The sequence below is a fragment of the Streptococcus sp. SN-1 genome, from assembly GCF_041154385.1.
In the GTDB taxonomy this organism is placed as follows: Bacteria; Bacillota; Bacilli; order Lactobacillales; family Streptococcaceae; genus Streptococcus; species Streptococcus mitis_CT.
Genome location: NZ_AP028929.1, coordinates 1,702,501 through 1,728,354, shown reverse-complemented (window position 1 = coordinate 1,728,354; position 25,854 = coordinate 1,702,501). Strand labels below are relative to the sequence as shown.

Genomic DNA, 25,854 nt, shown 5'->3' with positions numbered 1-25,854 from the left:
AAGGATGAGTTAGAGGAGGAAATAGATGGCTAAAAAGAAAAATAGAAAAAAAGAATTAAAACGCCAGCAAAAGTTGGATATCAAAGTTATTTCTGAAGAAGAGGCTGCTTGGACAGAAATCATGGCCAAAAATCCAACTTTTGTAGAACGTCGGACTATTCAAAATTTCGATGAACTGCATACAGCAGTGATGCAATATGCTGATGAACACGGAGAGTATCCAGATGTTCAGCTAATCAATTACCAACTGAAAAATAGGACTTTTGATTGGAGTCAGGATCACGCTTTATTTAGAGAAGCTATGCATACTCCAAATACACAGAAGCGAAATAAACTGTTAAAACAAGTTTTAAAAATAAATCCAGATTATTTTGCGGCTGATTTTCACTTGTTCTTATCAGAAGTTGAAGATTTTGATTTGTCAACTTTTAAAAAAGTTTTGGATTTTGAAATTCTAGTTTTAGAAAAATGGAAAATGAACGGATACAATAGTTGGAATTATTTTGAAGCACGCCCTATCCTGTCTGCTCTGATGTTTCTGATTGAGTATTATATGATGGAGAACTTCAATTCTAAGGCTATAGGATTGATTGACCTATATTTGAGTAAGCGACCAGAACGGTTTCCTCCTAATTTTGTCTTCTGTATGCTCTCCTTGTATCATATCACTGGTCAGGAACTAAAGGTTGAACGTTTCTATCGTGAAGAATTGAATAAAGGGAAACGGGATGATACCATTCTTATTCATGCCATCATCTCTGCTTTTTCTCAAGGAAAAATTGAGGAAGCAAGTCAGCTATTTGCAAAATTAGTGGAAATCAATGATGAAGCTGTTAAATTCTTTATAGAGGAAGATTGGCAATTCAAAGTTATAGATATAGAAGATCAAGAATGCTATTGTCCAAATTCAGTTGAATCGCTACAAGCTAGTTTGTATCCTCTGCTTGACTATTTACAAGAAAATATTATTTTAACGAAATTTTTAACAAACGAAGCCAAAAAGTTCCGCCGTAAACCAGTATTTTCGAATCATTCCAGTATGATAAGAAATTTATCCGAGGTCACTGACTGGCATTCCTTTATGAATGAGGAAAAAATGAAGGGAATTCGGATGGATTTTGTTCACATCTTTGTTGAAAATGGGATTCGTACGTCTTCAGATTTCAAAAAATGGACTGAAAAAGAAGTTCTTGCTTTGAAGGGAATTGGTCCCGTAACCGTTAAAAAGCTGAAAGAAAACGGCATAGAGTTTAAGAACGAGAAGTAATTGTTTATGGAAGGGGGGAGGTGAAATTGTCTTGAATGAAATTTCTAATTTCATCCTGTATACTACACCCAATGGCCATGTTCAGCTAGATATCCTTTTACAGGATGAAAATCTTTGGTTGACTCAAAAAGGTCTTGCAGAACTCTTTGGAGTTGAACGAAGTGTCATTACAAAGCACTTGAAAAACATTTATGATAGTGGTGAGTTGGATAAGATGTCAACTTGTGCAAAATTTGCACAGGTTCAACAAGAGGGCAATAGAACTGTCCGGCGTGAACTTGAATATTACAATCTGGATGCTATCATTTCAGTAGGCTATCGTGTAAATTCCAGTAAGGCTACTCAATTTAGAATTTGGGCAACCAAGACCTTGAAAGAATTTATCATCAAAGGTTTTGTTTTAGATGATGAACGTTTGAAACAAGGACAGACAGTTTTCGGACAAGATTATTTCCGTGAACTTTTAGAACGAATTCGCTCTATTCGTTCTAGCGAGCGCCGAATCTATCAACAAATTACGGATATCTTTGCCGAATGTGCCATAGATTATGATCGAAACTCAGATATTACTAAAAACTTCTATGCTATGGTGCAAAATAAATTTCATTATGCAATTACTGGAAGTACGGCTGCAGAAATTATCTATCAGCAAGCAGATGCTAGTAAAGAAAAAATGGGATTAACTACTTGGAAGAATGCACCTGATGGACGAGTTCTCAAATCAGATGTAACAGTAGCCAAAAATTATTTGCAAGAAAAAGAAATTCGACAACTAGAGCGAACTGTTACAGCCTATTTTGATTATATTGAGGGTTTGGTTGAGCGCCGTAATACTTTTACAATGCGAGGATTGGCAGATAGTATTGATCGTTTTCTATCTTTTAATGAGTACGAAATTTTAGAAGGAAAAGGAAGTATTTCCAAGAAACAAGCAGACTCAAAAGCCATCCAGGAGTATGAAAAATTTAACCGAACTCAAAAAATTCTATCGGACTTTGATAAACATATTCTGAAGATAATGAGAGAAAGTTAATGTAAAATTTTCACCGTTTCTTTGCTTATAGAAGATAATGAGAAAAACAAGATGAGTTGAATCAAAGTCTATCTTCTACATACTAATTTTATTTAAAGATATTAACTAGAAAGGACAAACACATGTCTAAAGAACTTTCACCTAAATACAATCCAGCCGAGGTTGAGGCTGGTCGTTACCAAAAATGGCTTGATGCCGATGTTTTTAAGCCTTCAGGCGATCAAAAGGCTAAGCCATATTCTATCGTTATTCCACCACCAAACGTAACTGGTAAACTTCACCTTGGTCACGCTTGGGATACGACTTTGCAGGATATCATTATCCGTCAAAAACGCATGCAAGGTTTTGATACCCTTTGGCTTCCAGGGATGGACCACGCGGGGATTGCTACTCAGGCTAAGGTTGAGGAGCGCTTGCGTGGAGAGGGCATTAGCCGTTATGACCTAGGTCGTGAATCTTTCTTGACGAAGGTCTGGGAATGGAAAGACGAATATGCCACTACTATCAAGGAACAATGGGGCAAGATGGGGCTCTCTGTCGACTACTCTCGCGAGCGTTTCACTCTTGATGAAGGCTTGTCAAAAGCTGTTCGTAAGGTCTTTGTGGACCTTTACAAGAAAGGATGGATCTACCGTGGTGAGTTTATCATCAACTGGGACCCAGCAGCTCGCACAGCCCTTTCTGATATTGAGGTGATTCACAAGGATGTCGAAGGTGCCTTCTACCACATGAACTACATGCTGGAAGATGGCTCACGCGCCCTTGAAGTTGCGACCACTCGTCCTGAGACCATGTTTGGAGACGTTGCAGTTGCGGTCAATCCAGAAGACCCACGCTACAAGGACTTGATCGGTAAAAACGTCATCCTTCCAATCGCTAATAAATTGATTCCAATCGTTGGGGATGAGCATGCTGATCCTGAGTTTGGTACAGGTGTCGTGAAAATCACACCTGCCCACGATCCAAACGACTTCTTGGTTGGTCAACGCCATAACTTGCCACAAGTTAACGTCATGAACGACGACGGAACTATGAACGAGCTTGCCTTTGAATTTGCAGGCATGGACCGTTTTGAAGCTCGTAAAGCAGTCGTTGCTAAGTTGGAAGAAATCGGTGCCCTTGTTAAAATCGAAAAACGTGTCCACAGTGTTGGTCACTCAGAACGTACAGGTGTTGTGGTTGAGCCACGCTTGTCAACGCAATGGTTTGTCAAGATGGACCAATTGGCTAAGAATGCCATTTCCAACCAAGACACAGAAGACAAGGTAGAATTCTACCCACCTCGTTTCAACGATACCTTCCTTCAATGGATGGAAAATGTCCACGACTGGGTTATCTCTCGTCAGCTCTGGTGGGGGCACCAAATCCCTGCTTGGTACAATGCAGAAGGTGAAATGTACGTCGGTGAAGAAGCTCCAGAAGGTGACGGATGGACTCAGGACGAAGATGTCTTGGATACTTGGTTCAGTTCTGCCCTCTGGCCATTCTCAACCATGGGCTGGCCTGATGTCGATTCAGCAGACTTCAAACGTTATTATCCAACATCAACTTTGGTGACTGGTTATGATATTATCCCGTTCTGGGTATCTCGAATGATTTTCCAAGGTTTGGAATTTACTGGCAAGTCGCCATTCAAAAATGCCTTGATTCATGGTCTCATTCGTGATGAGCAAGGACGCAAGATGTCGAAATCTCTCGGTAACGGGATTGATCCAATGGATGTTATTGATAAGTACGGAACAGATAGCCTTCGTTGGTTCCTTTCAAACGGTTCTGCACCAGGACAAGACGTGCGTTTCTCTTACGAGAAAATGGATGCTTCATGGAACTTCATTAACAAGATTTGGAACATCTCTCGCTACATCCTCATGAACAATGAAGGTTTGACCCTTGAGCAAGCAACTGCCAATGTCGAAAAAGTGGTCAACAAGGAAGCTGGAAATGTCACAGACCGCTGGATTCTCCACAACCTCAATGAAACCATCGGCAAAGTCACTGAAAACTTTGACAAGTTTGAGTTTGGTGTCGCTGGACACATCCTCTACAACTTCATTTGGGATGAATTTGCGGACTGGTACGTTGAGTTGACCAAGGAAGTCCTTTACAGCGATAATGAAGAAGAGAAAGTCATCACACGTTCTGTCCTCCTTTACACTTTGGACAAGATCCTTCGTCTCCTTCACCCAATCATGCCATTCGTGACAGAGGAAATCTTTGGACAAATCTCAGAAGGCTCTATCGTGACAGCAGAATACCCAACTGTCAATCCAGCCTTTGAAGACCTTGCTGCTCACACAGGTGTAGAAAGCCTCAAAGACTTGATCCGTGCCGTTCGGAATGCGCGTGCAGAAGTAAACGTAGCGCCAAGCAAGCCTATTACAATTCTTGTCAAGACAAGCGATAGCGACTTGGAAACCTTCTTTAACAGCAATGTCAACTACATCAAACGCTTCACAAATCCAGAACACTTGGAAATCGCATCAAACATCCCTGCACCTGAACTGGCTATGTCAAGCGTCATCACAGGAGCAGAACTCTACCTGCCACTCGCAGACCTCCTCAATGTCGAAGAAGAATTGGCTCGTCTCGACAAGGAACTGGCTAAATGGCAAAAAGAACTGGATATGGTCGGTAAGAAGCTCTCTAACGAACGCTTCGTAGCCAACGCCAAACCAGAAGTCGTCCAAAAAGAACGCGACAAACAAGCCGACTACCAAGCCAAATACGATGCGACCGTCGCACGTATTGATGAGATGAAGAAGTTGGTGAGGTAGATGAAATTTGGAAACTTTGGAATATAACTTACAAACATTGATTGATAATAACTTTATACCGAAGAAAAAGATAATTGGGAAATATAATAATAAGACAGTCTATTTATTTAAAAATACGAATAAACCTTTAGGGGGAGACTTATTAAAGCATATCATTAATTTTTGTGGAACTATAATAAAAAATTCCCTACGATTGCCAGTTGTAATAGATTTAGGTGAATTAAAGGTAGAAGATAAACTAAGTTACATACTATTAGAATGTATTGCATATCAATTGGTTATCAATGGTTTCGATCTTCAAATTGTAATGAATCCTAATTTTAGCATTGATACTAACGGTGTTACTTCTTCACCATTAATATTTCTAAACCCTTATTATATCTATTTCGAGAAAAGTGATAAAGTTAAAAGGACAAATCAGTTTTTGAAAAGTTTTGAATTAACCCAGTCGGGAAAATATAGAAAATGGCTTTCAAAAGACGATGAATTTGGTGTGGCTAAACTTACAACTGACCTAATCTATCTTTTCCGGTCCCAATATCACAAGCATTTTTCACATTATACCTTGACAGACTATGAAGAGGTCATGGTTAAAAAATTAGCAACAACAATCGGTGAACTAGTCGACAATGCTCATGAACATGGCGAAAGTAACTGTTTAATTGATATTGATTTTTCACATGATTTTACAGATAAGAGAGAAAATAATAAAACGTTTGGTGGAGTGAATGTTACGATTATTAATTTTTCTAATCGAAATTTTGAAGAAAAAGTTAAACATAAAATATTATATTCTAACATAATTGAAAGTAGTCGTTATTTAAAAGTCCGAGAAGCGTTCAATATACATAAAGAATTATTCAATAAAAAATATACAGAAGATATCTTTTGGTTTATAGCATCTTTACAGGATAAAATTTCAGGTAGAGATTTATATGTTAGAAATGGTGGAAAAGGAAGCACAGAATTAATAAGTAGTATCCAAGAGTTTACTCACGATGATTATTGTTATGTGATGAGTGGGAAAAATATTATAAACTTAAAGAAAAAATATCTCGAATCTGATTCTGATGGTTTTGTTGGTTTTAATGGAAAAAACTTTATCTCTTGCGAACCTGATCCAGAATCTTATTCAAAAAGTAAGGTATACTTCCCTGGAGTGGCCTATAATCTTAATTTTGTACTGGAGGAATGTAATGATGAAAAAAATTGAATTAGATTTTGATAGATATGATAGAACTTTAATTAGTTTATCGGGGAGAAAGTTTGGAGAAAAAACATACAACGATCAAGTCGCTCCTTATATAGAAAAACAAGAAAAAGTTACTTTAGTATTTCCTGATAAAATTGAGGTTGTAGCCTCTTCTTTTGTTCAGGGACTGTTCTATAAAGAACTTGAAGAAATCGGACTTAACTCTGTGAAATCAAAATTTACTATTGAATCTAAAGTAAATGGTTTTGCTCAAAATTTTTGGGGGAGTTTAGATTAATGAAAACTTCTGATATATTAGCGACTATTGCAATCTTTGTCTCTATTTTCACATTTATTATAAACTTACATTTTGAAAACAAGCGTTTAAAACGAGAGTCAGATGCTAAATTTTTTCAAGATATTTATTTTAAATACATGAAAGACATAATTCCGAAGGTAGAAGCAAATATTTCGTTTAATTCGACTACAAATAGACTAGAAGGTATAAAACCAATGATTGTTTTACTTCAAAATTTAAGAAAGAAAACAACACCATATAAGTTTGTAGATACGAAGTTTTATGAGAGTTTCACAAAAAAAATAATGAATGTAGAAGATTTTTATTCCGATTCTCTTAGTCATGTTACTGACTCCATAAGATATGAGCAATTTCATAAAGATTCTACTCTAAAGATTACTGAACTATATTTAATACTAAATCAAAAATTTAGAAATAAAAGATTTAAAAATGATTAGGATCTAACATAATAAATTCAGTCAATTCGTTCCCGTACACCCACTTATTGACACCATCGGCTGGGTAGCGAAGAAATAAAAATCCGTTTTAGACTAATTTCCACTTCTGTTAGGCAAGTGGAAGTTACTTTGAGAAGTTAGCGAAATAAAAGTCCTGTCACTTTCTCCCCCTTAACCTTTGACTATTCCGCAAAATTATCGTAAAATAAAGAGTAAATGATAAAATGAGGTCAGAGTCTGTTCGCTCTGGCGATAGTAGTATAAATGAGGAGAAACGCTTTGGAATTAGAAGTATTTGCTGGGCAAGAAAAAAGTGAACTATCTATGATTGAGGTAGCGCGTGCTATCTTGGAACTTCGTGGTCGCGATCATGAGATGCATTTTAGCGATCTTGTAAATGAAATTCAAAACTACCTTGGAACATCAAACAGCGATATCCGCGAAGCTTTGCCTTTGTTCTACACAGAGTTGAACTTTGACGGTAGCTTCATCTCGCTTGGAGACAATAAATGGGGTCTTCGTTCATGGTATGGTGTAGACGAAATCGACGAAGAAATCATCGCTCTTGAGGAAAATGATGACGATGAAGTAGCACCAAAAGCTAAGAAGAAACGTGTCAATGCCTTCATGGATGGCGATTCAGATGCTATTGACTACAATGCGGACGATCCAGAAGACGAAGATGCATACGAAGCAGATCCAGCTCTTTCATACGATGATGAAAATCCAGATGATGAGAAAAATGAAGTGGAAGCTTACGATGCAGAAATCAACGAAATCGCCCCAGATGACTTGGGAGAAGACGTGGATCTCAACGAAGAAGACGATGAGTTTTCAGATGATGATGCTGAAAACATCGAGGAATAAAAATTTGCTATTGACAATTGTCCTATTTTTAGGTATCATATTGTTCGGGCACCTCTTTTAGAGGTCGGGGCTCCCTAGTTCTTAGGGAGCTATTTTTGTTTTTTCAAGAAGTTATCTTCTTGTATTTTAGTTGTGAATCTGGCGCAGTCGTCCCAGATTATCTTATTAGTAGGGTCTTGTTTTCTATGTCCCCTCGTAGTCAACAAGGCCTTGAGCATTTTAGAAAGAGGAATCTATGTCAACGAAATATATTTTTGTAACTGGTGGTGTGGTGTCGTCTATTGGGAAAGGTATCGTCGCAGCAAGTCTAGGCCGTCTCTTGAAAAATCGTGGTCTCAAAGTAACCATTCAAAAGTTTGACCCTTATATCAATATCGATCCGGGGACTATGAGCCCTTATCAGCACGGGGAAGTTTTTGTGACAGATGATGGAGCTGAGACAGATTTGGACTTGGGTCACTATGAACGTTTCATCGATATCAATCTTAATAAATATTCCAACGTGACAACTGGTAAAATTTACAGTGAAGTTCTTCGTAAAGAACGCCGTGGAGAATACCTTGGGGCAACTGTTCAAGTCATTCCTCATATAACAGATGCTTTGAAAGAAAAAATCAAGCGTGCCGCTGTAACGACCGACTCGGATGTCATTATCACAGAAGTTGGTGGAACAGTAGGAGATATCGAGTCCTTGCCATTCCTAGAGGCTCTTCGTCAGATGAAGGCAGATGTTGGCGCGGATAATGTTATGTACATCCATACAACCTTACTTCCATACCTCAAGGCTGCCGGTGAAATGAAAACCAAACCAACTCAACACTCTGTCAAAGAATTGCGTGGATTGGGAATCCAACCAAATATGTTGGTGATTCGTACAGAACAACCAGCTGGTCAAGGAATTAAAAACAAACTAGCACAGTTCTGTGATGTGGCACCAGAAGCCGTTATCGAATCGTTGGACGTTGAACACCTTTACCAAATTCCATTGAACTTGCAGGCTCAAGGTATGGATCAAATTGTCTGTGACCATTTGAAATTAGATGCACCAGTAGCGGATATGACAGAGTGGTCAGCTATGGTGGACAAGGTCATGAACCTTAAGAAACAAGTCAAGATTTCCCTTGTTGGTAAGTATGTGGAGTTGCAAGATGCCTACATCTCAGTGGTCGAAGCCTTGAAACACTCTGGTTATGCCAATGATGCAGAAGTTAAAATCAATTGGGTCAATGCCAATGATGTGACAGCAGAGAATGTGGCAGAACTTTTGTCTGATGCGGACGGAATCATCGTGCCAGGTGGTTTTGGTCAACGTGGTACTGAAGGGAAAATCCAAGCCATCCGCTATGCGCGTGAAAATGATGTTCCAATGTTGGGTGTCTGCTTGGGAATGCAGTTGACATGTATCGAGTTTGCTCGTCACGTTTTAGGACTCGAAGGTGCCAATTCTGCAGAACTTGCACCAGAAACAAAATACCCTATCATTGATATCATGCGTGATCAGATTGACGTTGAGGATATGGGTGGAACCCTTCGCTTGGGACTTTATCCGTCTAAGTTGAAACGTGGTTCTAAGGCTGCGGCTGCTTATCACAATCAAGAAGTGGTGCAACGCCGTCACCGTCATCGTTATGAGTTTAACAATGCCTTCCGTGAGCAGTTTGAGGAAGCAGGCTTTGTCTTCTCAGGAGTTTCTCCAGACAATCGTTTGGTCGAAATCGTGGAAATTCCTGAAAATAAATTCTTTGTAGCGTGTCAGTATCACCCTGAACTGTCAAGCCGTCCAAATCGTCCAGAAGAACTCTACACTGCCTTTGTGACTGCAGCAGTTGAGAACAGTAATTAGCAAAATCAGAACCTTTGAGAAGAATCTCAGAGGTTTTTTGCTTGCATATTTAGGATAAGATTTGCAAAATAAAAACATAGTGATATAATTAACATAAAAAATCCTAAGGAGGATTTACAATGAAAAAAATCACACTATTTGGTTTATCTCTAGCAGGTCTAGCTTTACTGGCTTTTCCTCATTCAGGGCAGGCATTTGAGCTTAAAGAAGAATGGGTTGTCAAGTGTGGAGTGCAGTATCAAGATGGAAAGATTCTTCGATTCAACAGTGGCCATGAAGTAGATATTAAAGTATTGGATTTGCCAAAAAACGAGAAAATCGAGTGGACGGTCAGTCTCAATGGTCAAGATCAAACTGTCAATTTCCTAGGTCAAGAAAAGGACAAGTCTATGATGGGCGTAGAGGGGCGTTACCTGAATTTCTATGTTCCATATGGCTATAGAGGAGATATCAAGGTCGAGGCTAAGAGCGGAAACGAAGTGAAGACCTGGTTAACGAAAGTTGTGGATGATATTCATAATGATAGTGGAAAGAGAGGCTACTACCGTATTGAAGAATCAAATAATCAATACACCTACCTTGATACAAAATGGGATTATCAAACCAAGACTTACACTGCTACCTTACCAGAGACTGTCAATGGTCAAAAAGTCTTTGCTTGGGCAGACTATAACAATGGCGAGTTGAAACTTGAAAAACTAAAGTCTATCAGTCACAAATATGATGGAGGAGCTTTCAAAGAACTTTATCCGATTGTAAAAGCAGAAAGCTGGCTAAAATCAAACCAAAACTGGTACTATCAAAAACAAGGTCAATTAGTGCAGAATGATTGGGTTAAGGACAAGGGAACTTGGTACTTTATGAATGATAAAGGAGTCATGTTCAATCAAACTTGGCTTTATCAAGGTAGCAACTGGTATGCCTTTAAATCATCAGGAGCCATGATTGCGAGTGATTGGCTTTACGACCAAGGCAAGTGGTACTATTTATCAACTTCAGGCTCCATGAAAGCAAATACTTGGGTTTATGACAAGGGAGACTGGTATTATGTAAGTTCTTCTGGTGCCATGTTATCGAATGATTGGGTCAAAGATAATGGCAAGTGGTATTATCTGGCTTCATCAGGTAAGATGCTTCGCAATACCTACACACCTGATGGTTACTACGTTGGTAACTCAGGCGCTTGGCAATAAGAATAATACTCTTCGAAAATCTCTTCAAACCACGTCAGTTCTATCCACAACCTCAAAACGCTGTTTTGAGCTGACTTCGTCAGTTCTATCTACAACCTCAAAGCAGTGATTTGAGCAGCCTGCGGTTAGCTTCCTAGTTTGCTCTTTGATTTTCATTGAGTATAAGAAGTCCTTTTCCTTAAAGGAAGGGGCTTTTTACTTGCTTTTCTGCTACTTCCTCATTTGTCCTAAAGCCTTTTTTGTGTTAAAATGAATGGTATGAAAGCTAAAAAAATGTGGATGGCAGGCTTGGCTTTGCTTGGTATTGGGAGCCTTGCCCTTGCTACGAAAAAAGTTGCAGATGACCATAAGCTCATGAAGACTCAGGAAGAGTTGACAGCGATTGTGCGAGACCATTTTTCAGACATGGGGGAAATTGCGACCCTCTATGTTCAAGTCTATGAAAGCAGTCTAGAGAGCTTGGTTGGTGGCGTCATTTTTGAGGATGGCCGTCATTATACCTTTGTCTATGAAAATGAAGACCTAGTCTATGAGGAGGAAGTTTTATGATACAACCAGCAAGTTTAGAAGAATTGGCATCTTTAGTGGAGAAAGATGGCAAGAAGGTCTTTCTTTTTGTGGCAGACTGGTGTGGCGATTGTCGTTATATCTATCCTGCCTTACCAGAAATTGAGGAGACCAATCCAGAGTTTACCTTTATTCGAGTGGACCGAGACCAGTATATGGATTTGGCCAAACTCTGGGATGTTTACGGAATTCCTAGCCTTGTTGTTCTAGAAAAGGACAAGGAAATCGGTCGTTTTGTCAATCGTGACCGTAAAAGCAAGCAACAAATCAATGACTTTTTAGCAGGACTGAAATAGGAGAAAAGAGAAATAATGATTTTTACATATAACAAAGAACATGTCGGTGATGTCCTTATGGTCATCGTGAAAAACAGCGGAGATGCTAAACTGGATGTGGAACGCAAAGGCAAGATAGCCCGTGTTTTTCTCAAAGATAATGGGGAAACAGTAGCTTGGAATATTTTCGAAGTTTCAAGTTTGTTTGAAATTGCAGAGCGCGGTCAAGTCTTTTTGACAGATGAGCAAGTCGCTCGTTTGAACCAAGAACTACAGGCGGAAGGCTTTACAGAAGAAATTGTCAATGACAAGGAACCTAAGTTTGTTGTTGGTGAAATTGTCGAGATGGTAGCTCATCCAGATAGTGACCACCTCAACATCTGCCAAGTTGCAGTCGCAAGTGACAAGACAGTGCAAATCGTTGCAGGGGCTCCCAATGCGCGTGTCGGTCTGAAAACCATTGTGGCTCTTCCTGGAGCTATGATGCCAAAAGGCAATCTCATTTTCCCAGGCGAGCTTCGTGGCGAAAAGAGTTTTGGAATGATGTGTAGTCCTCGTGAATTGCATCTGCCAAATGCTCCGCAAAAACGTGGTGTTATTGAATTATCAGAAGACCACGTTGTCGGAACACTATTCGACCCAGCGAAACACTGGACTGCCTAAGAAATTGTCAGTATCTGATAGACCAGATAGAGGGGGATAAGATGGCGAAAAATGTAGTGATTACGGGAGCGACATCAGGGATTGGTGAAGCGATTGCGCGGGCTTATCTGAAGCAGGGTGAGAATGTCGTTCTAACAGGACGACGGATAGACAGATTAGAAGTCCTTAAGTCAGAGTTTGCAGCAACCTATCCAAATCAAACAGTTTGGACCTTTCCACTAGATGTCACGGATATGACCATGGTGAAGACTGTCTGCTCTGATATTCTAGAAACGATAGAGCAGATTGATATATTGGTCAATAACGCCGGACTGGCTCTAGGTTTAGCACCCTATCAGGACTATGAAGAGTTAGATATGCTGACCATGTTGGATACTAATGTCAAGGGTTTGATGGCAGTCACTCGCTGTTTCTTGCCAGCAATGGTAAAAGCCAATCAGGGGCATATTATCAATATGGGATCGACCGCAGGAATCTATGCTTATGCGGGAGCCGCTGTTTACTCAGCCACCAAGGCGGCAGTTAAAACTTTTTCAGATGGACTGCGAATTGATACTATCGCAACGGACATCAAGGTGACGACCATTCAGCCTGGAATTGTCGAAACAGATTTCTCAACGGTACGTTTTCATGGTGACAAAGAGCGTGCTGCGTCCGTCTATCAGGGAATCGAAGCCTTGCAAGCTCAGGATATTGCAGACACAGTGGTTTATGTGACCAGTCAACCTCGCCGTGTGCAGATTACAGATATGACCATTATGGCCAATCAACAGGCGACAGGTTTCATGGTTCATAAAAAATAAAAAATTTTCTCGAAAAGTTACAAATTTCTGTAACTTTTTTTGATTTCCTGCGAATAGATAAGTAGGAGGAAGAAAATATGTATAATAAAGTTATCTTAATCGGACGTTTAACGTCTACACCAGAATTGCATAAAACCAACAATGACAAGTCAGTAGCACGAGCAACTATCGCTGTGAACCGTCGTTATAAAGACCAAAACGGTGAACGTGAAGCTGATTTTGTCAATATGGTCCTATGGGGTAGACTAGCAGAAACTTTGGCCAGCTACGCAACCAAAGGCAGTCTCATTTCCGTTGATGGAGAATTACGTACCCGTCGTTTTGAGAAAAATGGCCAGATGAACTATGTGACCGAAGTTCTTGTTACAGGATTCCAACTCTTGGAAAGTCGTGCCCAACGTGCCATGCGTGAAAATAACGCAGGCCAAGACTTGGCAGACCTAGTCTTGGAAGAGGAAGAATTGCCATTTTAAGCATTAAAAGGTTTGAGTTTGTCTCAGGCTTTTTATCTTGCCAAAGTCAGACTTTTTTCTTGACTATTTCTGACCAAGTGATACAATAGAACTATAAATTAGCACTCAGATATAAAGAGTGCTAATGATATCTATCTCATTATGGAGGAAATCAGATGTTGAAACCATTAGGAGACCGTGTGGTCTTGAAAATCGAAGAAAAAGAACAAACTGTTGGAGGCTTTGTCCTTGCAGGCTCAGCCCAAGAAAAAACAAAAACAGCCCAAGTTGTAGCTACTGGACAAGGTGTTCGTACCTTGAACGGTGATTTGGTTGCCCCAAGCGTTAAGACTGGCGACCGTGTCTTGGTTGAAGCCCATGCAGGTCTTGATGTCAAAGATGGCGATGAAAAGTACATCATCGTTGGCGAAGCGAACATTTTGGCTATCATTGAAGAATAGAAGGAGAAAGTAAGTATGTCAAAAGAAATTAAATTTTCATCTGATGCTCGTTCAGCTATGGTCCGAGGTGTCGATATTCTTGCAGACACTGTTAAAGTAACCTTGGGGCCAAAAGGTCGTAACGTTGTGTTGGAAAAATCATTTGGCTCACCCTTGATTACCAATGATGGTGTGACCATTGCTAAAGAAATCGAGTTGGAAGACCATTTTGAAAATATGGGTGCCAAATTGGTATCAGAAGTAGCTTCAAAAACCAATGATATCGCAGGTGACGGAACGACAACTGCAACTGTCTTGACCCAAGCAATCGTCCGCGAAGGCATCAAAAACGTCACAGCAGGTGCAAATCCAATCGGCATTCGTCGTGGGATTGAAACAGCAGTTGCAGCAGCAGTAGAAGCCTTGAAAAACAATGCAATCCCTGTTGCCAATAAAGAAGCTATCGCTCAGGTCGCCGCCGTATCTTCTCGTTCTGAAAAAGTCGGTGAATACATCTCTGAAGCCATGGAAAAAGTTGGCAAAGATGGAGTCATTACTATCGAAGAGTCACGTGGTATGGAAACAGAACTTGAAGTTGTGGAAGGAATGCAGTTTGACCGTGGTTATCTTTCACAGTATATGGTAACAGATAGCGAAAAAATGATGGCTGACCTTGAAAATCCATACATTTTGATTACTGATAAGAAGATTTCCAATATCCAAGAAATCTTGCCATTACTAGAAAGCATTCTCCAAAGCAATCGTCCACTCTTGATTATTGCGGATGATGTTGATGGCGAAGCTCTTCCAACTCTTGTTTTGAACAAGATTCGTGGAACCTTCAACGTGGTGGCAGTCAAGGCACCTGGTTTTGGTGACCGTCGCAAAGCCATGCTTGAAGATATCGCCATCTTGACAGGTGGAACAGTTATCACAGAAGACCTTGGTCTTGAGTTGAAAGATGCGACAATTGAAGCGCTTGGTCAAGCAGCGAGAGTAACTGTGGACAAAGATAGCACGGTTATCGTAGAAGGTGCGGGAAATCCTGAAGCGATTTCACACCGTATTGCAGTTATCAAGTCTCAAATCGAAACTACAACTTCTGAATTTGATCGTGAAAAATTGCAAGAACGCTTGGCCAAATTGTCAGGTGGTGTAGCGGTTATTAAGGTCGGAGCTGCAACTGAGACTGAGTTGAAAGAAATGAAACTCCGTATTGAAGATGCCCTCAACGCTACTCGTGCAGCTGTTGAAGAAGGAATCGTTGCAGGTGGTGGAACAGCCCTTGTAAATGTTATACCAGCCGTGGCTGATTTGAAATTGACAGGAGACGAAGCAACAGGCCGCAATATTGTTCTCCGTGCCTTGGAAGAACCAGTCCGTCAAATTGCCCACAATGCAGGATTTGAAGGATCTATCGTTATCGATCGTTTGAAAAATGCTGAAGTTGGTACAGGATTCAACGCAGCAACTGGTGAGTGGGTCAATATGATTGATCAAGGGATTATCGATCCAGTTAAGGTTAGTCGTTCAGCCCTACAAAATGCAGCATCTGTAGCCAGCTTGATTTTGACTACAGAAGCAGTCGTAGCCAATAAACCAGAACCAGTAGCCTCAGCTCCAGCAATGGATCCAAGCATGATGGGCGGCATGATGTAAGCTTTCTATAGGAAACACAAAAGGAGGGAATGCCTATTCCTCCTTTTTATGATGTTCATTTCTAAATTGATTTGAGCTCTCCTAACTTATATGATAAAATAAGACTAGAAAAAGGAGAAGAACATGATCGATGTAGAAGAGATTCTGAGCAAGATGAACCCCAATCAGAAGATTAATTATGACCGTGTCATGCAGAAGATGGTCCAAGTATGGGAGAAAAATGAGCAACGGCCAACCATTCTCATGCATGTTTGCTGTGCCCCTTGCAGTACCTATACCCTAGAATATTTGACCAAATACGCTGATGTGACCATCTATTTTGCCAATTCCAATATTCATCCCAAGGCAGAATACCATAAGCGTGCCTATGTGACTAAAAAGTTTGTCAGTGATTTCAATGAGCGGACTGGCAATAACGTTCAATACCTAGAAGCTCCTTATGAACCTAACGAATATCGTAAACTGGTTCGAGGTTTGGAAGAAGAGCCTGAAGGTGGCGACCGTTGTAAGGTTTGCTTTGACTACCGCCTGGATAAAACAGCGCAAGTGGCTATGGATTTAGGTTTTGATTATTTCGGTTCGGCTTTAACCATCAGTCCTCATAAGAATTCTCAAACCATTAACAGCATCGGAATCGATGTGCAAAAGATTTACACAACTCATTATCTTCCCAGCGATTTCAAGAAAAATCAAGGCTACAAACGTTCAGTAGAGATGTGTGAAGAGTATGACATCTACCGTCAATGTTATTGTGGATGCGTCTATGCAGCCCAAGCCCAGAATATTGACCTGGTTCAAGTTAAGAAGGATGCCACAGCGTTCTTGCTGGATAAGGATGTTGAAAAAGACTATTCCCACATCAAATTTACTGTTACGAAATTAGATATATAAATGAAAACTTGCCTCAAGGTAGGTTTTTTGCTAGTAGAAAAGCGATAGACAGAAATTGCTGGACCAATCTTTGAATTTCTAGTCCAAGGCTTGTGAGTCTTCAACAAGCCTTGGACTCTTAAAAAAATGAAGTTTTGCTTAAAAGAGCTTTTTAAATTAAAACGAGCAATTATCAGTTCAAATCTGTTTCAAAAGAAGAACGGATAAATTAATCGATGCTTTGTTTTTGAGTTAGGAAGTTAAGCATGCCAAACTGAGTCGTAGGAATAAATTTCTTTATAGAAATGTGTTACAACTCTGCTATAACGGAATATTCCTTTTTTGCATTTATACAACTTATTTAACACTATCTTTATTCTTGTGATATAATGTCAAATTATAGAGTGGAGGTCATTTAAAATGATTGATAAAGTAATTGAACAATATAAAAGTCATGATAATCTTGATATTCGAGTAGAATTGCATAAGAAGTATTCAAAAAATAAATTGGGATTTAATAATTGGATATTTTCTAACTACCAAATCACTGATGAAGTAAAGGTTCTAGAATTGGGATGTGGTACAGGAGAACTGTGGAAAAGTAATAGTGATTCTATAGATAAAATGAAGCAGTTGGTTGTTACAGATTTTTCTAAAGATATGGTAAAATCAACGAAGTCAGTGATTGGAAATAGAGACAATGTCAACTATGAGATAATGGATATTCAAAAGATTTCTTTTGAGAATGAAACGTTTGATATTGTTATTGCTAATATGCTTTTACATCATGTGAATGATATTCCTAAAGCTCTCTCTGAGGTAAATAGGGTCTTAAAAACCGGAGGAATTTTTTACTGTGCTACATTTGGTGAAAATGGAGTTGTAAATTATTTGGCAAGTTTATTTAAAGATGAGGTTAATCAAGATTTAGAAAATAAAACGTTTACTTTACAAAATGGTAAAAGGTACCTGAGTAGGTATTTTAACTCTGTCGATACATTACTCTATGATGATGAGTTACAGGTAACTAGTATAGATGACCTAGTTAAATACATCCAATCGTTTAAAGGAATTTCAGAAATAGGCTCACTAGAAGAGGAAATAATACGTAAAAGATTGGAAAGTGAGTTTAATAATGGTATGTTGATCATTCCTAAAGAATATGGTATGTTTATCGCTAGAAAAGAAAGTTAAGGGAACGAAATTGTGAAAAATTATGGAGAAGCTTTTCGATATTTTAGAAAATTAAACGGATATTCTTTAGAGTATGCTGCAGCTGATTCTATATCAAAATCTCAACTTTCTAGATTTGAAAGAGGAGAAAATGAAATTTCTCTTTCAACGTTCTTTAAATTATTATCAAATATCAATGTTTCGATAGAGAATTTTTGTAATCACCTAGAACATTATAAAAGAACGGAGCTTGATGATTTTTTGGTTAATTTATCTCCGAATTTTTATAGTTTGAATACTAAAGGATTGGAGGAAATAAAAAATGAGCAACAAAAACTTTTTGAGAAGAATGGGGAAAAAACTCATAAAATAAATACAATTATGGTTCAGGGATTATTAAATCAGATAGATTGTAATTATGTAGTTAGTAGAGAAGATCTAAATTTAGTATATGACTATTTATTCCAGAAGGAACGATGGGAGTCCTATGAGATAACGCTGATTGGTAATTTATATCATCTTTTTGAAATAGATTATATTTACAGGGTTGGAAAAGAAATACTGGAGCGTACACATTATTACGAAAAAATCGGCAAGAATAGAAATTTAGTTGTGTCAGCTTGTTTAAATTTTTGGTTCTGTTGCCTTGAAAATTCACATCTAATATATGCAGACTACTTTGAAATGAAATTAAAGAAATTATTAAAAGATGACACAAAAGTTTTTGAAAAATCTACATTCAAATTTGTAGAAGGATATAAAATATACCTGACTGAATCTAAAGAATCTGGAATTAAACAAATGAACAATGTCATAAAATATTTTGAGTTTATTGAATCTAAAAGTATTGCTTTATATTTTCAAAAACGATTAAATGAGTTGGTAGATTAAATAGCATTTTCTCTGTAAAGATATTATTTTTAAAATGTTGTACTAAATGATTGATGCTAGGTGGAAATCCAAAAAATAAATTATTTGATACGAAGTTGACCTGTATTTTTTATACTAATCATCTCCGTATTTTTGTATTAAACGATATAAGTTTATTGTAAATTTAAAGGAACAAAGACATTAAAAAATATCAGTAGGTCTATTTGTTTTATATATTTCGCGAATTCTGCATAAATCTCTTTCTAGTAATGTGTTGTAACTCTGCTATAATGGATTTATTCCTTTTTGTGTTTACACAATTTATTTTACACTACCAAAAAAACAAGGTCAGGATTTTGTTCCTGACCTTTGACAACTTTACCGATTCTTTAGTTCTACATAGCGCTTGTACCAAATGTTTACATAGGCTTCTGAGAAAGGACCTCGTCCATTGTTAATCCAATCAACAAGAATTTTGACATGTTCTTTTAAAATATAGTCCAAATCATCAGAATAATTCATTTTGCGTTTGTGACGCTCATACTCCTCAACGTCCAAGAGACGTTTTTCCCCATCTGTAAAAATTTTAACATCCAAATCGTAATCAATATACTTCAGTGCTTCTTCATCCAGATAGTAGGGGCTAGCCATATTGCAATAGTAGGAAATTCCATTATCACGAATCATGGCAATGATATTAAACCAATATTTCTTGTGAAAGTAAACAATAGCCGGTTCTCGAGTAACCCAACGACGACCATCACTTTCGGTAACAAGTGTATGATCGTTGACACCAATAATGGCGTTTTCTGTTGTTTTTAGTACCATGGTGTCCCGCCAAGTTCGGTGGAGACTCCCATCATGCTTATAACTTTGAATTGTAATAAAGTCGCCTTCTTTTGGAAGCTTCATAACTAACCAACTTTCTACAATTTATAAGTTTATCGTTTACTATTGTACCATAAAATTACCTAAAATCTGTGAATTTTACATGAAAATATTAAAGATATTCTCTGAGAGCGCTTGCTATATCCGAAAAATCGTAGCCTTTTCGTGCTAAAACTTGAGTTAAACGCTGTTTAAGTTCGTATCCTTCATATTTTCGAGCATACTTAGCATATTGCTTATCAAGTTCCCTGAAGATGAGTTCCTGAGTCGTTTCTTGGTCAACTTGACTATCCAACTCGTCAAAGGCAACTTTAGCATCAGGATAAGAGAAGCCCTTGTTGGTCAGATTTTGGATAATCTTATCTTGCAAGGCACGAGCTGGAAGTTTTCCCTCATATTTTTTCAATAGTTTGTTGGCTACACGTTGAGCAACTTCCGAAAAATCAAATTCTTTCAAGTTCTCTTCTATACTAGATTTTGAAATCCCTTTTTGAGCTAGTTTCTGAGTCAGTACATAAGGTCCCTTGTCTCCTGAAAGTTGATTGGCATTGATGATAGCATAAGCGTACTGGTCATCATTAATCCACTTATCTTCTTTAAGATTAGCAATGACTTGAGAAACGATGTTTTCATCAATATCGTATTTTTTCAGATATCCTCTTACTTCTTTTTCAGTGCGTGCTTTAAAGGATAGGTGGTAGAGGGCCAGATTCTTACCATAAGAAAATTGAGCAAAGTCCTGTATCTCTTTCAATTCCTCTTCGCTTATCACCTTATCTCTCGATAGCATAAAACGAACAATTGTATCTTCGGTGATATAACATTTATCGTTATTATCAAGCTCCATCAGATAGAGTCTTTTTTTCTTTTCAAGTTTTGTGATTTTCATAGTTCTATTATAACTCAAAATGTGATAAGATAGGGGTATGAATCTGAAAGTGAAACAAAAAATACCATTAAAAATCAAGCGCATGGGAATTAATGGTGAGGGAATCGGTTTTTACCAAAAAACATTAGTCTTTGTGCCGGGTGCTCTCAAAGGAGAAGATATCTATTGTCAGATTACTTCTATTAAACGCAACTTTGTTGAAGCAAAGCTACTAAAGGTCAACAAGAAGTCTAAATTTCGAGTTGTGCCAGCTTGTACTATTTACAATGAGTGCGGAGGCTGTCAAATTATGCACCTGCATTATGATAAGCAACTGGAGTTCAAGACGGACTTACTTCATCAAGCACTGAAAAAATTTGCTCCTGCAGGATATGAAAACTATGAAATTCGTCCAACTATTGGAATGCAGGAACCAAAGTACTACCGTGCTAAGTTACAATTTCAGACTCGAAAATTTAAGAATCAGGTTAAGGCGGGCTTATATGCACAAAACTCTCACTATTTAGTAGAGTTGAAAGACTGCCTAGTACAAGACAAGGAAACCCAAGTGATTGCTAATCGTCTAGCAGAATTACTTACTTATCACCAGATTCCAATCACGGATGAGAGAAAAGTTCTAGGTGTTAGAACGATAATGGTCAGACGAGCAAGAAAGACTGGACAGGTTCAGATTATTATTGTTACAAACCGTCAGCTTAATTTAACCCAACTAGTAAAAAACTTAGTTAAAGATTTCCCAGAAGTTGTGACAGTAGCTGTAAATACAAATACAGCTAAAACCAGTGAGATTTATGGTGAAAAGACAGAGATTATCTGGGGAGAAGAGAGTATTCAAGAAGGTGTACTCGATTATGAATTTTCACTATCTCCTCGAGCTTTCTATCAACTAAATCCTGAACAAACAGAAGTTCTTTATAACGAGGCGGTAAAAGCCTTGGATGTAAATAAAGAAGACCATTTGATTGATGCTTATTGTGGAGTTGGAACGATTGGATTTGCCTTCGCAAAGAAAGTTAAAACACTCAGAGGTATGGATATTATTCCAGAAGCCATTGAAGATGCCAAGCGAAATGCTAAAAGAATGGGATTTGACAACACACATTACGAAGCTGGAACAGCCGAGGAGATTATTCCTCGCTGGTATAAGGAAGGCTACCGAGCAGATGCTCTGATTGTGGATCCACCACGTACTGGTCTGGACGATAAGCTATTAGATACTATTCTTACTTATGTACCAGAAAAAATGGTTTATATTTCTTGTAATGTTTCGACCTTGGCTCGTGATTTAGTACGCTTAGTAGAAGTCTATGACCTCCATTATATCCAGTCGGTCGATATGTTCCCACATACCGCTCGAACTGAAGCTGTTGTAAAATTAATTAAAAAAGTTTCAAAAAGGAGTTGACAAAGTTTAAAAAGTCTGTATAATAGTAAGAGTTGAAAACAACTCTGGTCCGTTGGTCAAGGGGTTAAGACACCGCCTTTTCACGGCGGTAACACGGGTTCGAATCCCGTACGGACTATGGTATGTTGCGGTTGAAGCACTTGATGGAAAAAAGTTTCAAAAAAGTTTCAAAAAAGTGTTGACAAGCGAAAGCGACTGTGATATACTAATATAGTTGTCACTTGAGAGAAGCAAGTGACAAAGACCTTTGAAAACTGAACAAGACGAACCAATGTGCAGGGCACTACAACTAAGGTTGTAGTACTGAACAATGAAAAAACAATAAATCTGTCAGTGACAGAAATGAGTGAGAACTCAAACTTTTAATGAGAGTTTGATCCTGGCTCAGGACGAACGCTGGCGGCGTGCCTAATACATGCAAGTAGAACGCTGAAGGAGGAGCTTGCTTCTCCGGATGAGTTGCGAACGGGTGAGTAACGCGTAGGTAACCTGCCTGGTAGCGGGGGATAACTATTGGAAACGATAGCTAATACCGCATAAGAGTAGATGTTGCATGACATTTGCTTAAAAGGTGCAATTGCATCACTACCAGATGGACCTGCGTTGTATTAGCTAGTTGGTGGGGTAACGGCTCACCAAGGCGACGATACATAGCCGACCTGAGAGGGTGATCGGCCACACTGGGACTGAGACACGGCCCAGACTCCTACGGGAGGCAGCAGTAGGGAATCTTCGGCAATGGACGGAAGTCTGACCGAGCAACGCCGCGTGAGTGAAGAAGGTTTTCGGATCGTAAAGCTCTGTTGTAAGAGAAGAACGAGTGTGAGAGTGGAAAGTTCACACTGTGACGGTATCTTACCAGAAAGGGACGGCTAACTACGTGCCAGCAGCCGCGGTAATACGTAGGTCCCGAGCGTTGTCCGGATTTATTGGGCGTAAAGCGAGCGCAGGCGGTTAGATAAGTCTGAAGTTAAAGGCTGTGGCTTAACCATAGTACGCTTTGGAAACTGTTTAACTTGAGTGCAAGAGGGGAGAGTGGAATTCCATGTGTAGCGGTGAAATGCGTAGATATATGGAGGAACACCGGTGGCGAAAGCGGCTCTCTGGCTTGTAACTGACGCTGAGGCTCGAAAGCGTGGGGAGCAAACAGGATTAGATACCCTGGTAGTCCACGCCGTAAACGATGAGTGCTAGGTGTTAGACCCTTTCCGGGGGTTAGTGCCGCAGCTAACGCATTAAGCACTCCGCCTGGGGAGTACGACCGCAAGGTTGAAACTCAAAGGAATTGACGGGGGCCCGCACAAGCGGTGGAGCATGTGGTTTAATTCGAAGCAACGCGAAGAACCTTACCAGGTCTTGACATCCCTCTGACCGCTCTAGAGATAGAGTTTTCCTTCGGGACAGAGGTGACAGGTGGTGCATGGTTGTCGTCAGCTCGTGTCGTGAGATGTTGGGTTAAGTCCCGCAACGAGCGCAACCCCTATTGTTAGTTGCCATCATTCAGTTGGGCACTCTAGCGAGACTGCCGGTAATAAACCGGAGGAAGGTGGGGATGACGTCAAATCATCATGCCCCTTATGACCTGGGCTACACACGTGCTACAATGGCTGGTACAACGAGTCGCAAGCCGGTGACGGCAAGCTAATCTCTTAAAGCCAGTCTCAGTTCGGATTGTAGGCTGCAACTCGCCTACATGAAGTCGGAATCGCTAGTAATCGCGGATCAGCACGCCGCGGTGAATACGTTCCCGGGCCTTGTACACACCGCCCGTCACACCACGAGAGTTTGTAACACCCGAAGTCGGTGAGGTAACCGTAAGGAGCCAGCCGCCTAAGGTGGGATAGATGATTGGGGTGAAGTCGTAACAAGGTAGCCGTATCGGAAGGTGCGGCTGGATCACCTCCTTTCTAAGGATAAGGAACTGCGCATTGGTCTTGTTTAGTCTTGAGAGGTCTTGTGGGGCCTTAGCTCAGCTGGGAGAGCGCCTGCTTTGCACGCAGGAGGTCAGCGGTTCGATCCCGCTAGGCTCCATTGGTGAGAGATCACCAAGTAATGCACATTGAAAATTGAATATCTATATCAAATAGTAACAAGAAAATAAACCGAAAACGCTGTAGTATTAATAAGAGTTTATGACTGAAAGGTCAGAAAATAAGGTTAAGTTAATAAGGGCGCACGGTGGATGCCTTGGCACTAGGAGCCGAAGAAGGACGTGACAAACGACGATATGCCTTGGGTAGCTGTAAGTAAGCGATGATCCAGGGATTTCCGAATGGGGGAACCCAACAGGTACTACCTGTTACCCGCATCTGTTAAGGATGTGAGGAGGAAGACGCAGTGAACTGAAACATCTAAGTAGCTGCAGGAAGAGAAAGCAAAAGCGATTGCCTTAGTAGCGGCGAGCGAAACGGCAGGAGGGCAAACCGAAGAGTTTACTCTTCGGGGTTGTAGGACTGCAATGTGGACTCAAAGATTATAGAAGAATGATTTGGGAAGATCAGCCAAAGAGAGTAATAGCCTCGTATTTAAAATAGTCTTTGTACCTAGCAGTATCCTGAGTACGGCGGGACACGCGAAATCCCGTCGGAATCTGGGAGGACCATCTCCCAACCCTAAATACTCCCTAGTGACCGATAGTGAACCAGTACCGTGAGGGAAAGGTGAAAAGCACCCCGGGAGGGGAGTGAAATAGAACCTGAAACCGTGTGCCTACAACAAGTTCGAGCCCGTTAATGGGTGAGAGCGTGCCTTTTGTAGAATGAACCGGCGAGTTACGTTATGATGCGAGGTTAAGTTGAAGAGACGGAGCCGTAGGGAAACCGAGTCTGAATAGGGCGGATTAGTATCATGACGTAGACCCGAAACCATGTGACCTACCCATGAGCAGGTTGAAGGTGCGGTAAGACGCACTGGAGGACCGAACCAGGGCACGTTGAAAAGTGCTTGGATGACTTGTGGGTAGCGGAGAAATTCCAAACGAACTTGGAGATAGCTGGTTCTCTCCGAAATAGCTTTAGGGCTAGCGTCGACATTAAGATTCTTGGAGGTAGAGCACTGTTTGGGTGAGGGGTCCATCCCGGATTACCAATCTCAGATAAACTCCGAATGCCAATGAATTATGGTCGGCAGTCAGACTGCGAGTGCTAAGATCCGTAGTCGAAAGGGAAACAGCCCAGACCACCAGCTAAGGTCCCAAAATAATTGTTAAGTGGAAAAGGATGTGGGGTTGCACAGACAACTAGGATGTTAGCTTAGAAGCAGCTATTCATTCAAAGAGTGCGTAATAGCTCACTAGTCGAGTGACCCTGCGCCGAAAATGTACCGGGGCTAAAACAATTTACCGAAGCTGTGGATACCTTTATAGGTATGGTAGGAGAGCGTTCTATGTGTGAAGAAGGTGTACCGTGAGGAGTGCTGGAACGCATAGAAGTGAGAATGCCGGTATGAGTAGCGAAAGACAGGTGAGAATCCTGTCCACCGTAAGACTAAGGTTTCCAGGGGAAGGCTCGTCCGCCCTGGGTTAGTCGGGACCTAAGGAGAGACCGAAAGGTGTATCCGATGGACAACAGGTTGATATTCCTGTACTAGAGTATGTAGTGATGGAGGGACGCAGTAGGCTAACTAAAGCAGACGATTGGAAGAGTCTGTCTAAGCAGTGAGGTGTGATATGAGTCAAATGCTTATATCTGTAACATTGAGCTGTGATGGGGAGCGAAGTTTAGTAGCGAAGTTAGTGACGTCACACTGCCAAGAAAAGCTTCTAGCGTTTAAACATACTCTACCCGTACCGCAAACCGACACAGGTAGTCGAGGCGAGTAGCCTCAGGTGAGCGAGAGAACTCTCGTTAAGGAACTCGGCAAAATGACCCCGTAACTTCGGGAGAAGGGGTGCTGATTTTAAGTCAGCCGCAGTGAATAGGCCCAAGCAACTGTTTATCAAAAACACAGCTCTCTGCTAAATCGTAAGATGATGTA

At 40.1% G+C, this 25,854-nt stretch carries 22 protein-coding genes, 2 tRNA genes and 2 rRNA genes (1 of these 26 only partly in view); 24 read left to right on the top strand and 2 right to left on the bottom strand.

From position 1 onward, the window contains the following. Window positions 1-25: 25 nt before the first annotated feature. From ACAM22_RS07850 to ACAM22_RS07760, 19 genes are all read left to right on the top strand, one after another. Entirely contained in the window at window positions 26-1,267 is a 1,242-nt protein-coding gene (locus ACAM22_RS07850) for a hypothetical protein (protein ID WP_369606650.1), read from the top strand. Between the two features lie 31 nt (window positions 1,268-1,298). Then, the gene (locus tag ACAM22_RS07845; protein ID WP_369606649.1) at window positions 1,299-2,300 is read left to right on the top strand and encodes a virulence RhuM family protein; all 1,002 of its coding nucleotides are present in this window, start codon (window positions 1,299-1,301) and stop codon (window positions 2,298-2,300) included. Window positions 2,301-2,422: 122 nt separating this feature from the next. Beyond that, window positions 2,423-5,074, top strand: a complete 2,652-nt coding sequence (locus tag ACAM22_RS07840; RefSeq protein WP_369606648.1) for a valine--tRNA ligase — start codon at window positions 2,423-2,425, stop codon at window positions 5,072-5,074. A 7-nt stretch (window positions 5,075-5,081) separates the two neighbouring features. Beyond that, window positions 5,082-6,287, top strand: coding sequence for a hypothetical protein (locus tag ACAM22_RS07835; protein WP_261053405.1), 1,206 nt, complete (start codon window positions 5,082-5,084; stop codon window positions 6,285-6,287). After that, window positions 6,271-6,564 (top strand): DUF4325 domain-containing protein, encoded by a 294-nt coding sequence (locus ACAM22_RS07830; protein WP_261053403.1) that lies wholly within the window; start codon window positions 6,271-6,273, stop codon window positions 6,562-6,564. Before ACAM22_RS07835 ends, ACAM22_RS07830 begins: the two co-directional genes overlap by 17 nt. Beyond that, on the top strand, window positions 6,564-7,022 hold the full coding sequence (locus ACAM22_RS07825; protein ID WP_261053402.1) for a hypothetical protein: 459 nt from the start codon (window positions 6,564-6,566) through the stop codon (window positions 7,020-7,022). The genes ACAM22_RS07830 and ACAM22_RS07825 overlap by 1 nt, the downstream gene beginning before the upstream one ends. 279 nt (window positions 7,023-7,301) lie before the next feature. Then, window positions 7,302-7,889: a DNA-directed RNA polymerase subunit delta gene (rpoE, locus tag ACAM22_RS07820; protein ID WP_000418405.1), complete on the top strand. Its 588-nt coding sequence runs from the start codon at window positions 7,302-7,304 to the stop codon at window positions 7,887-7,889. Window positions 7,890-8,124: 235 nt separating this feature from the next. Further along, entirely contained in the window at window positions 8,125-9,732 is a 1,608-nt protein-coding gene (locus tag ACAM22_RS07815) for a CTP synthase (protein ID WP_261053399.1), read from the top strand. A 119-nt stretch (window positions 9,733-9,851) separates the two neighbouring features. Continuing rightward, window positions 9,852-10,925, top strand: coding sequence for an N-acetylmuramoyl-L-alanine amidase family protein (locus ACAM22_RS07810; protein WP_261053398.1), 1,074 nt, complete (start codon window positions 9,852-9,854; stop codon window positions 10,923-10,925). Between the two features lie 249 nt (window positions 10,926-11,174). After that, window positions 11,175-11,474: a DUF4651 domain-containing protein gene (locus ACAM22_RS07805; protein ID WP_001815024.1), complete on the top strand. Its 300-nt coding sequence runs from the start codon at window positions 11,175-11,177 to the stop codon at window positions 11,472-11,474. Continuing rightward, the gene (locus ACAM22_RS07800) at window positions 11,471-11,788 is read left to right on the top strand and encodes a thioredoxin family protein (RefSeq protein ID WP_000615777.1); all 318 of its coding nucleotides are present in this window, start codon (window positions 11,471-11,473) and stop codon (window positions 11,786-11,788) included. Before ACAM22_RS07805 ends, ACAM22_RS07800 begins: the two co-directional genes overlap by 4 nt. 15 nt (window positions 11,789-11,803) lie before the next feature. Then, entirely contained in the window at window positions 11,804-12,430 is a 627-nt protein-coding gene (gene ytpR / locus ACAM22_RS07795) for a YtpR family tRNA-binding protein (RefSeq protein ID WP_261053397.1), read from the top strand. A 41-nt stretch (window positions 12,431-12,471) separates the two neighbouring features. Then, entirely contained in the window at window positions 12,472-13,233 is a 762-nt protein-coding gene (locus tag ACAM22_RS07790; protein WP_261053395.1) for an SDR family NAD(P)-dependent oxidoreductase, read from the top strand. 77 nt (window positions 13,234-13,310) lie between these two features. After that, window positions 13,311-13,706 carry a single-stranded DNA-binding protein gene (locus ACAM22_RS07785; protein WP_000282442.1) on the top strand — a complete coding sequence of 132 codons (396 nt, stop codon included), beginning with the start codon at window positions 13,311-13,313 and terminating at the stop codon, window positions 13,704-13,706. A 155-nt stretch (window positions 13,707-13,861) separates the two neighbouring features. Then, window positions 13,862-14,146 (top strand): co-chaperone GroES, encoded by a 285-nt coding sequence (gene groES / locus ACAM22_RS07780; protein WP_000917330.1) that lies wholly within the window; start codon window positions 13,862-13,864, stop codon window positions 14,144-14,146. A 15-nt stretch (window positions 14,147-14,161) separates the two neighbouring features. Then, window positions 14,162-15,784 carry a chaperonin GroEL gene (gene groL, locus ACAM22_RS07775; RefSeq protein WP_261053384.1) on the top strand — a complete coding sequence of 541 codons (1,623 nt, stop codon included), beginning with the start codon at window positions 14,162-14,164 and terminating at the stop codon, window positions 15,782-15,784. Window positions 15,785-15,907: 123 nt separating this feature from the next. Further along, entirely contained in the window at window positions 15,908-16,675 is a 768-nt protein-coding gene (locus ACAM22_RS07770; RefSeq protein WP_020900987.1) for an epoxyqueuosine reductase QueH, read from the top strand. Between the two features lie 399 nt (window positions 16,676-17,074). Continuing rightward, a complete protein-coding gene (locus ACAM22_RS07765) occupies window positions 17,075-17,848 on the top strand; it encodes a class I SAM-dependent methyltransferase (protein WP_261014553.1) in 774 nt (257 codons plus the stop codon). Between the two features lie 12 nt (window positions 17,849-17,860). Next, window positions 17,861-18,718: an Rgg/GadR/MutR family transcriptional regulator gene (locus ACAM22_RS07760; protein WP_261053379.1), complete on the top strand. Its 858-nt coding sequence runs from the start codon at window positions 17,861-17,863 to the stop codon at window positions 18,716-18,718. 357 nt (window positions 18,719-19,075) lie between these two features. Here ACAM22_RS07760 and ACAM22_RS07755 read toward each other — a convergent pair whose 3' ends face one another. After that, window positions 19,076-19,609: a DUF402 domain-containing protein gene (locus ACAM22_RS07755; RefSeq protein WP_000775316.1), complete on the bottom strand. Its 534-nt coding sequence runs from the start codon at window positions 19,607-19,609 to the stop codon at window positions 19,076-19,078. Window positions 19,610-19,697: 88 nt separating this feature from the next. After that, window positions 19,698-20,474, bottom strand: coding sequence for a recombination regulator RecX (gene recX, locus ACAM22_RS07750; protein WP_261053376.1), 777 nt, complete (start codon window positions 20,472-20,474; stop codon window positions 19,698-19,700). A gap of 37 nt (window positions 20,475-20,511) precedes the next feature. On the opposite strand from recX, the gene rlmD reads away from it, so the two are divergent. The 5 genes from rlmD to ACAM22_RS07725 form a co-directional block, all read left to right on the top strand. Further along, entirely contained in the window at window positions 20,512-21,879 is a 1,368-nt protein-coding gene (gene rlmD / locus ACAM22_RS07745; RefSeq protein WP_261053374.1) for a 23S rRNA (uracil(1939)-C(5))-methyltransferase RlmD, read from the top strand. 46 nt (window positions 21,880-21,925) lie between these two features. Continuing rightward, window positions 21,926-21,997, top strand: a tRNA-Glu gene (locus tag ACAM22_RS07740). A gap of 243 nt (window positions 21,998-22,240) precedes the next feature. Next, window positions 22,241-23,786: ribosomal RNA gene (locus ACAM22_RS07735) — 16S ribosomal RNA — on the top strand. 51 nt (window positions 23,787-23,837) lie between these two features. Then, window positions 23,838-23,910, top strand: a tRNA-Ala gene (locus tag ACAM22_RS07730). A gap of 124 nt (window positions 23,911-24,034) precedes the next feature. After that, a 23S ribosomal RNA gene (locus ACAM22_RS07725) occupies window positions 24,035-25,854 on the top strand (it continues 1,081 nt past the right edge of the window). The 16S and 23S rRNA genes sit together here with 2 tRNA genes alongside, the layout of an rRNA operon.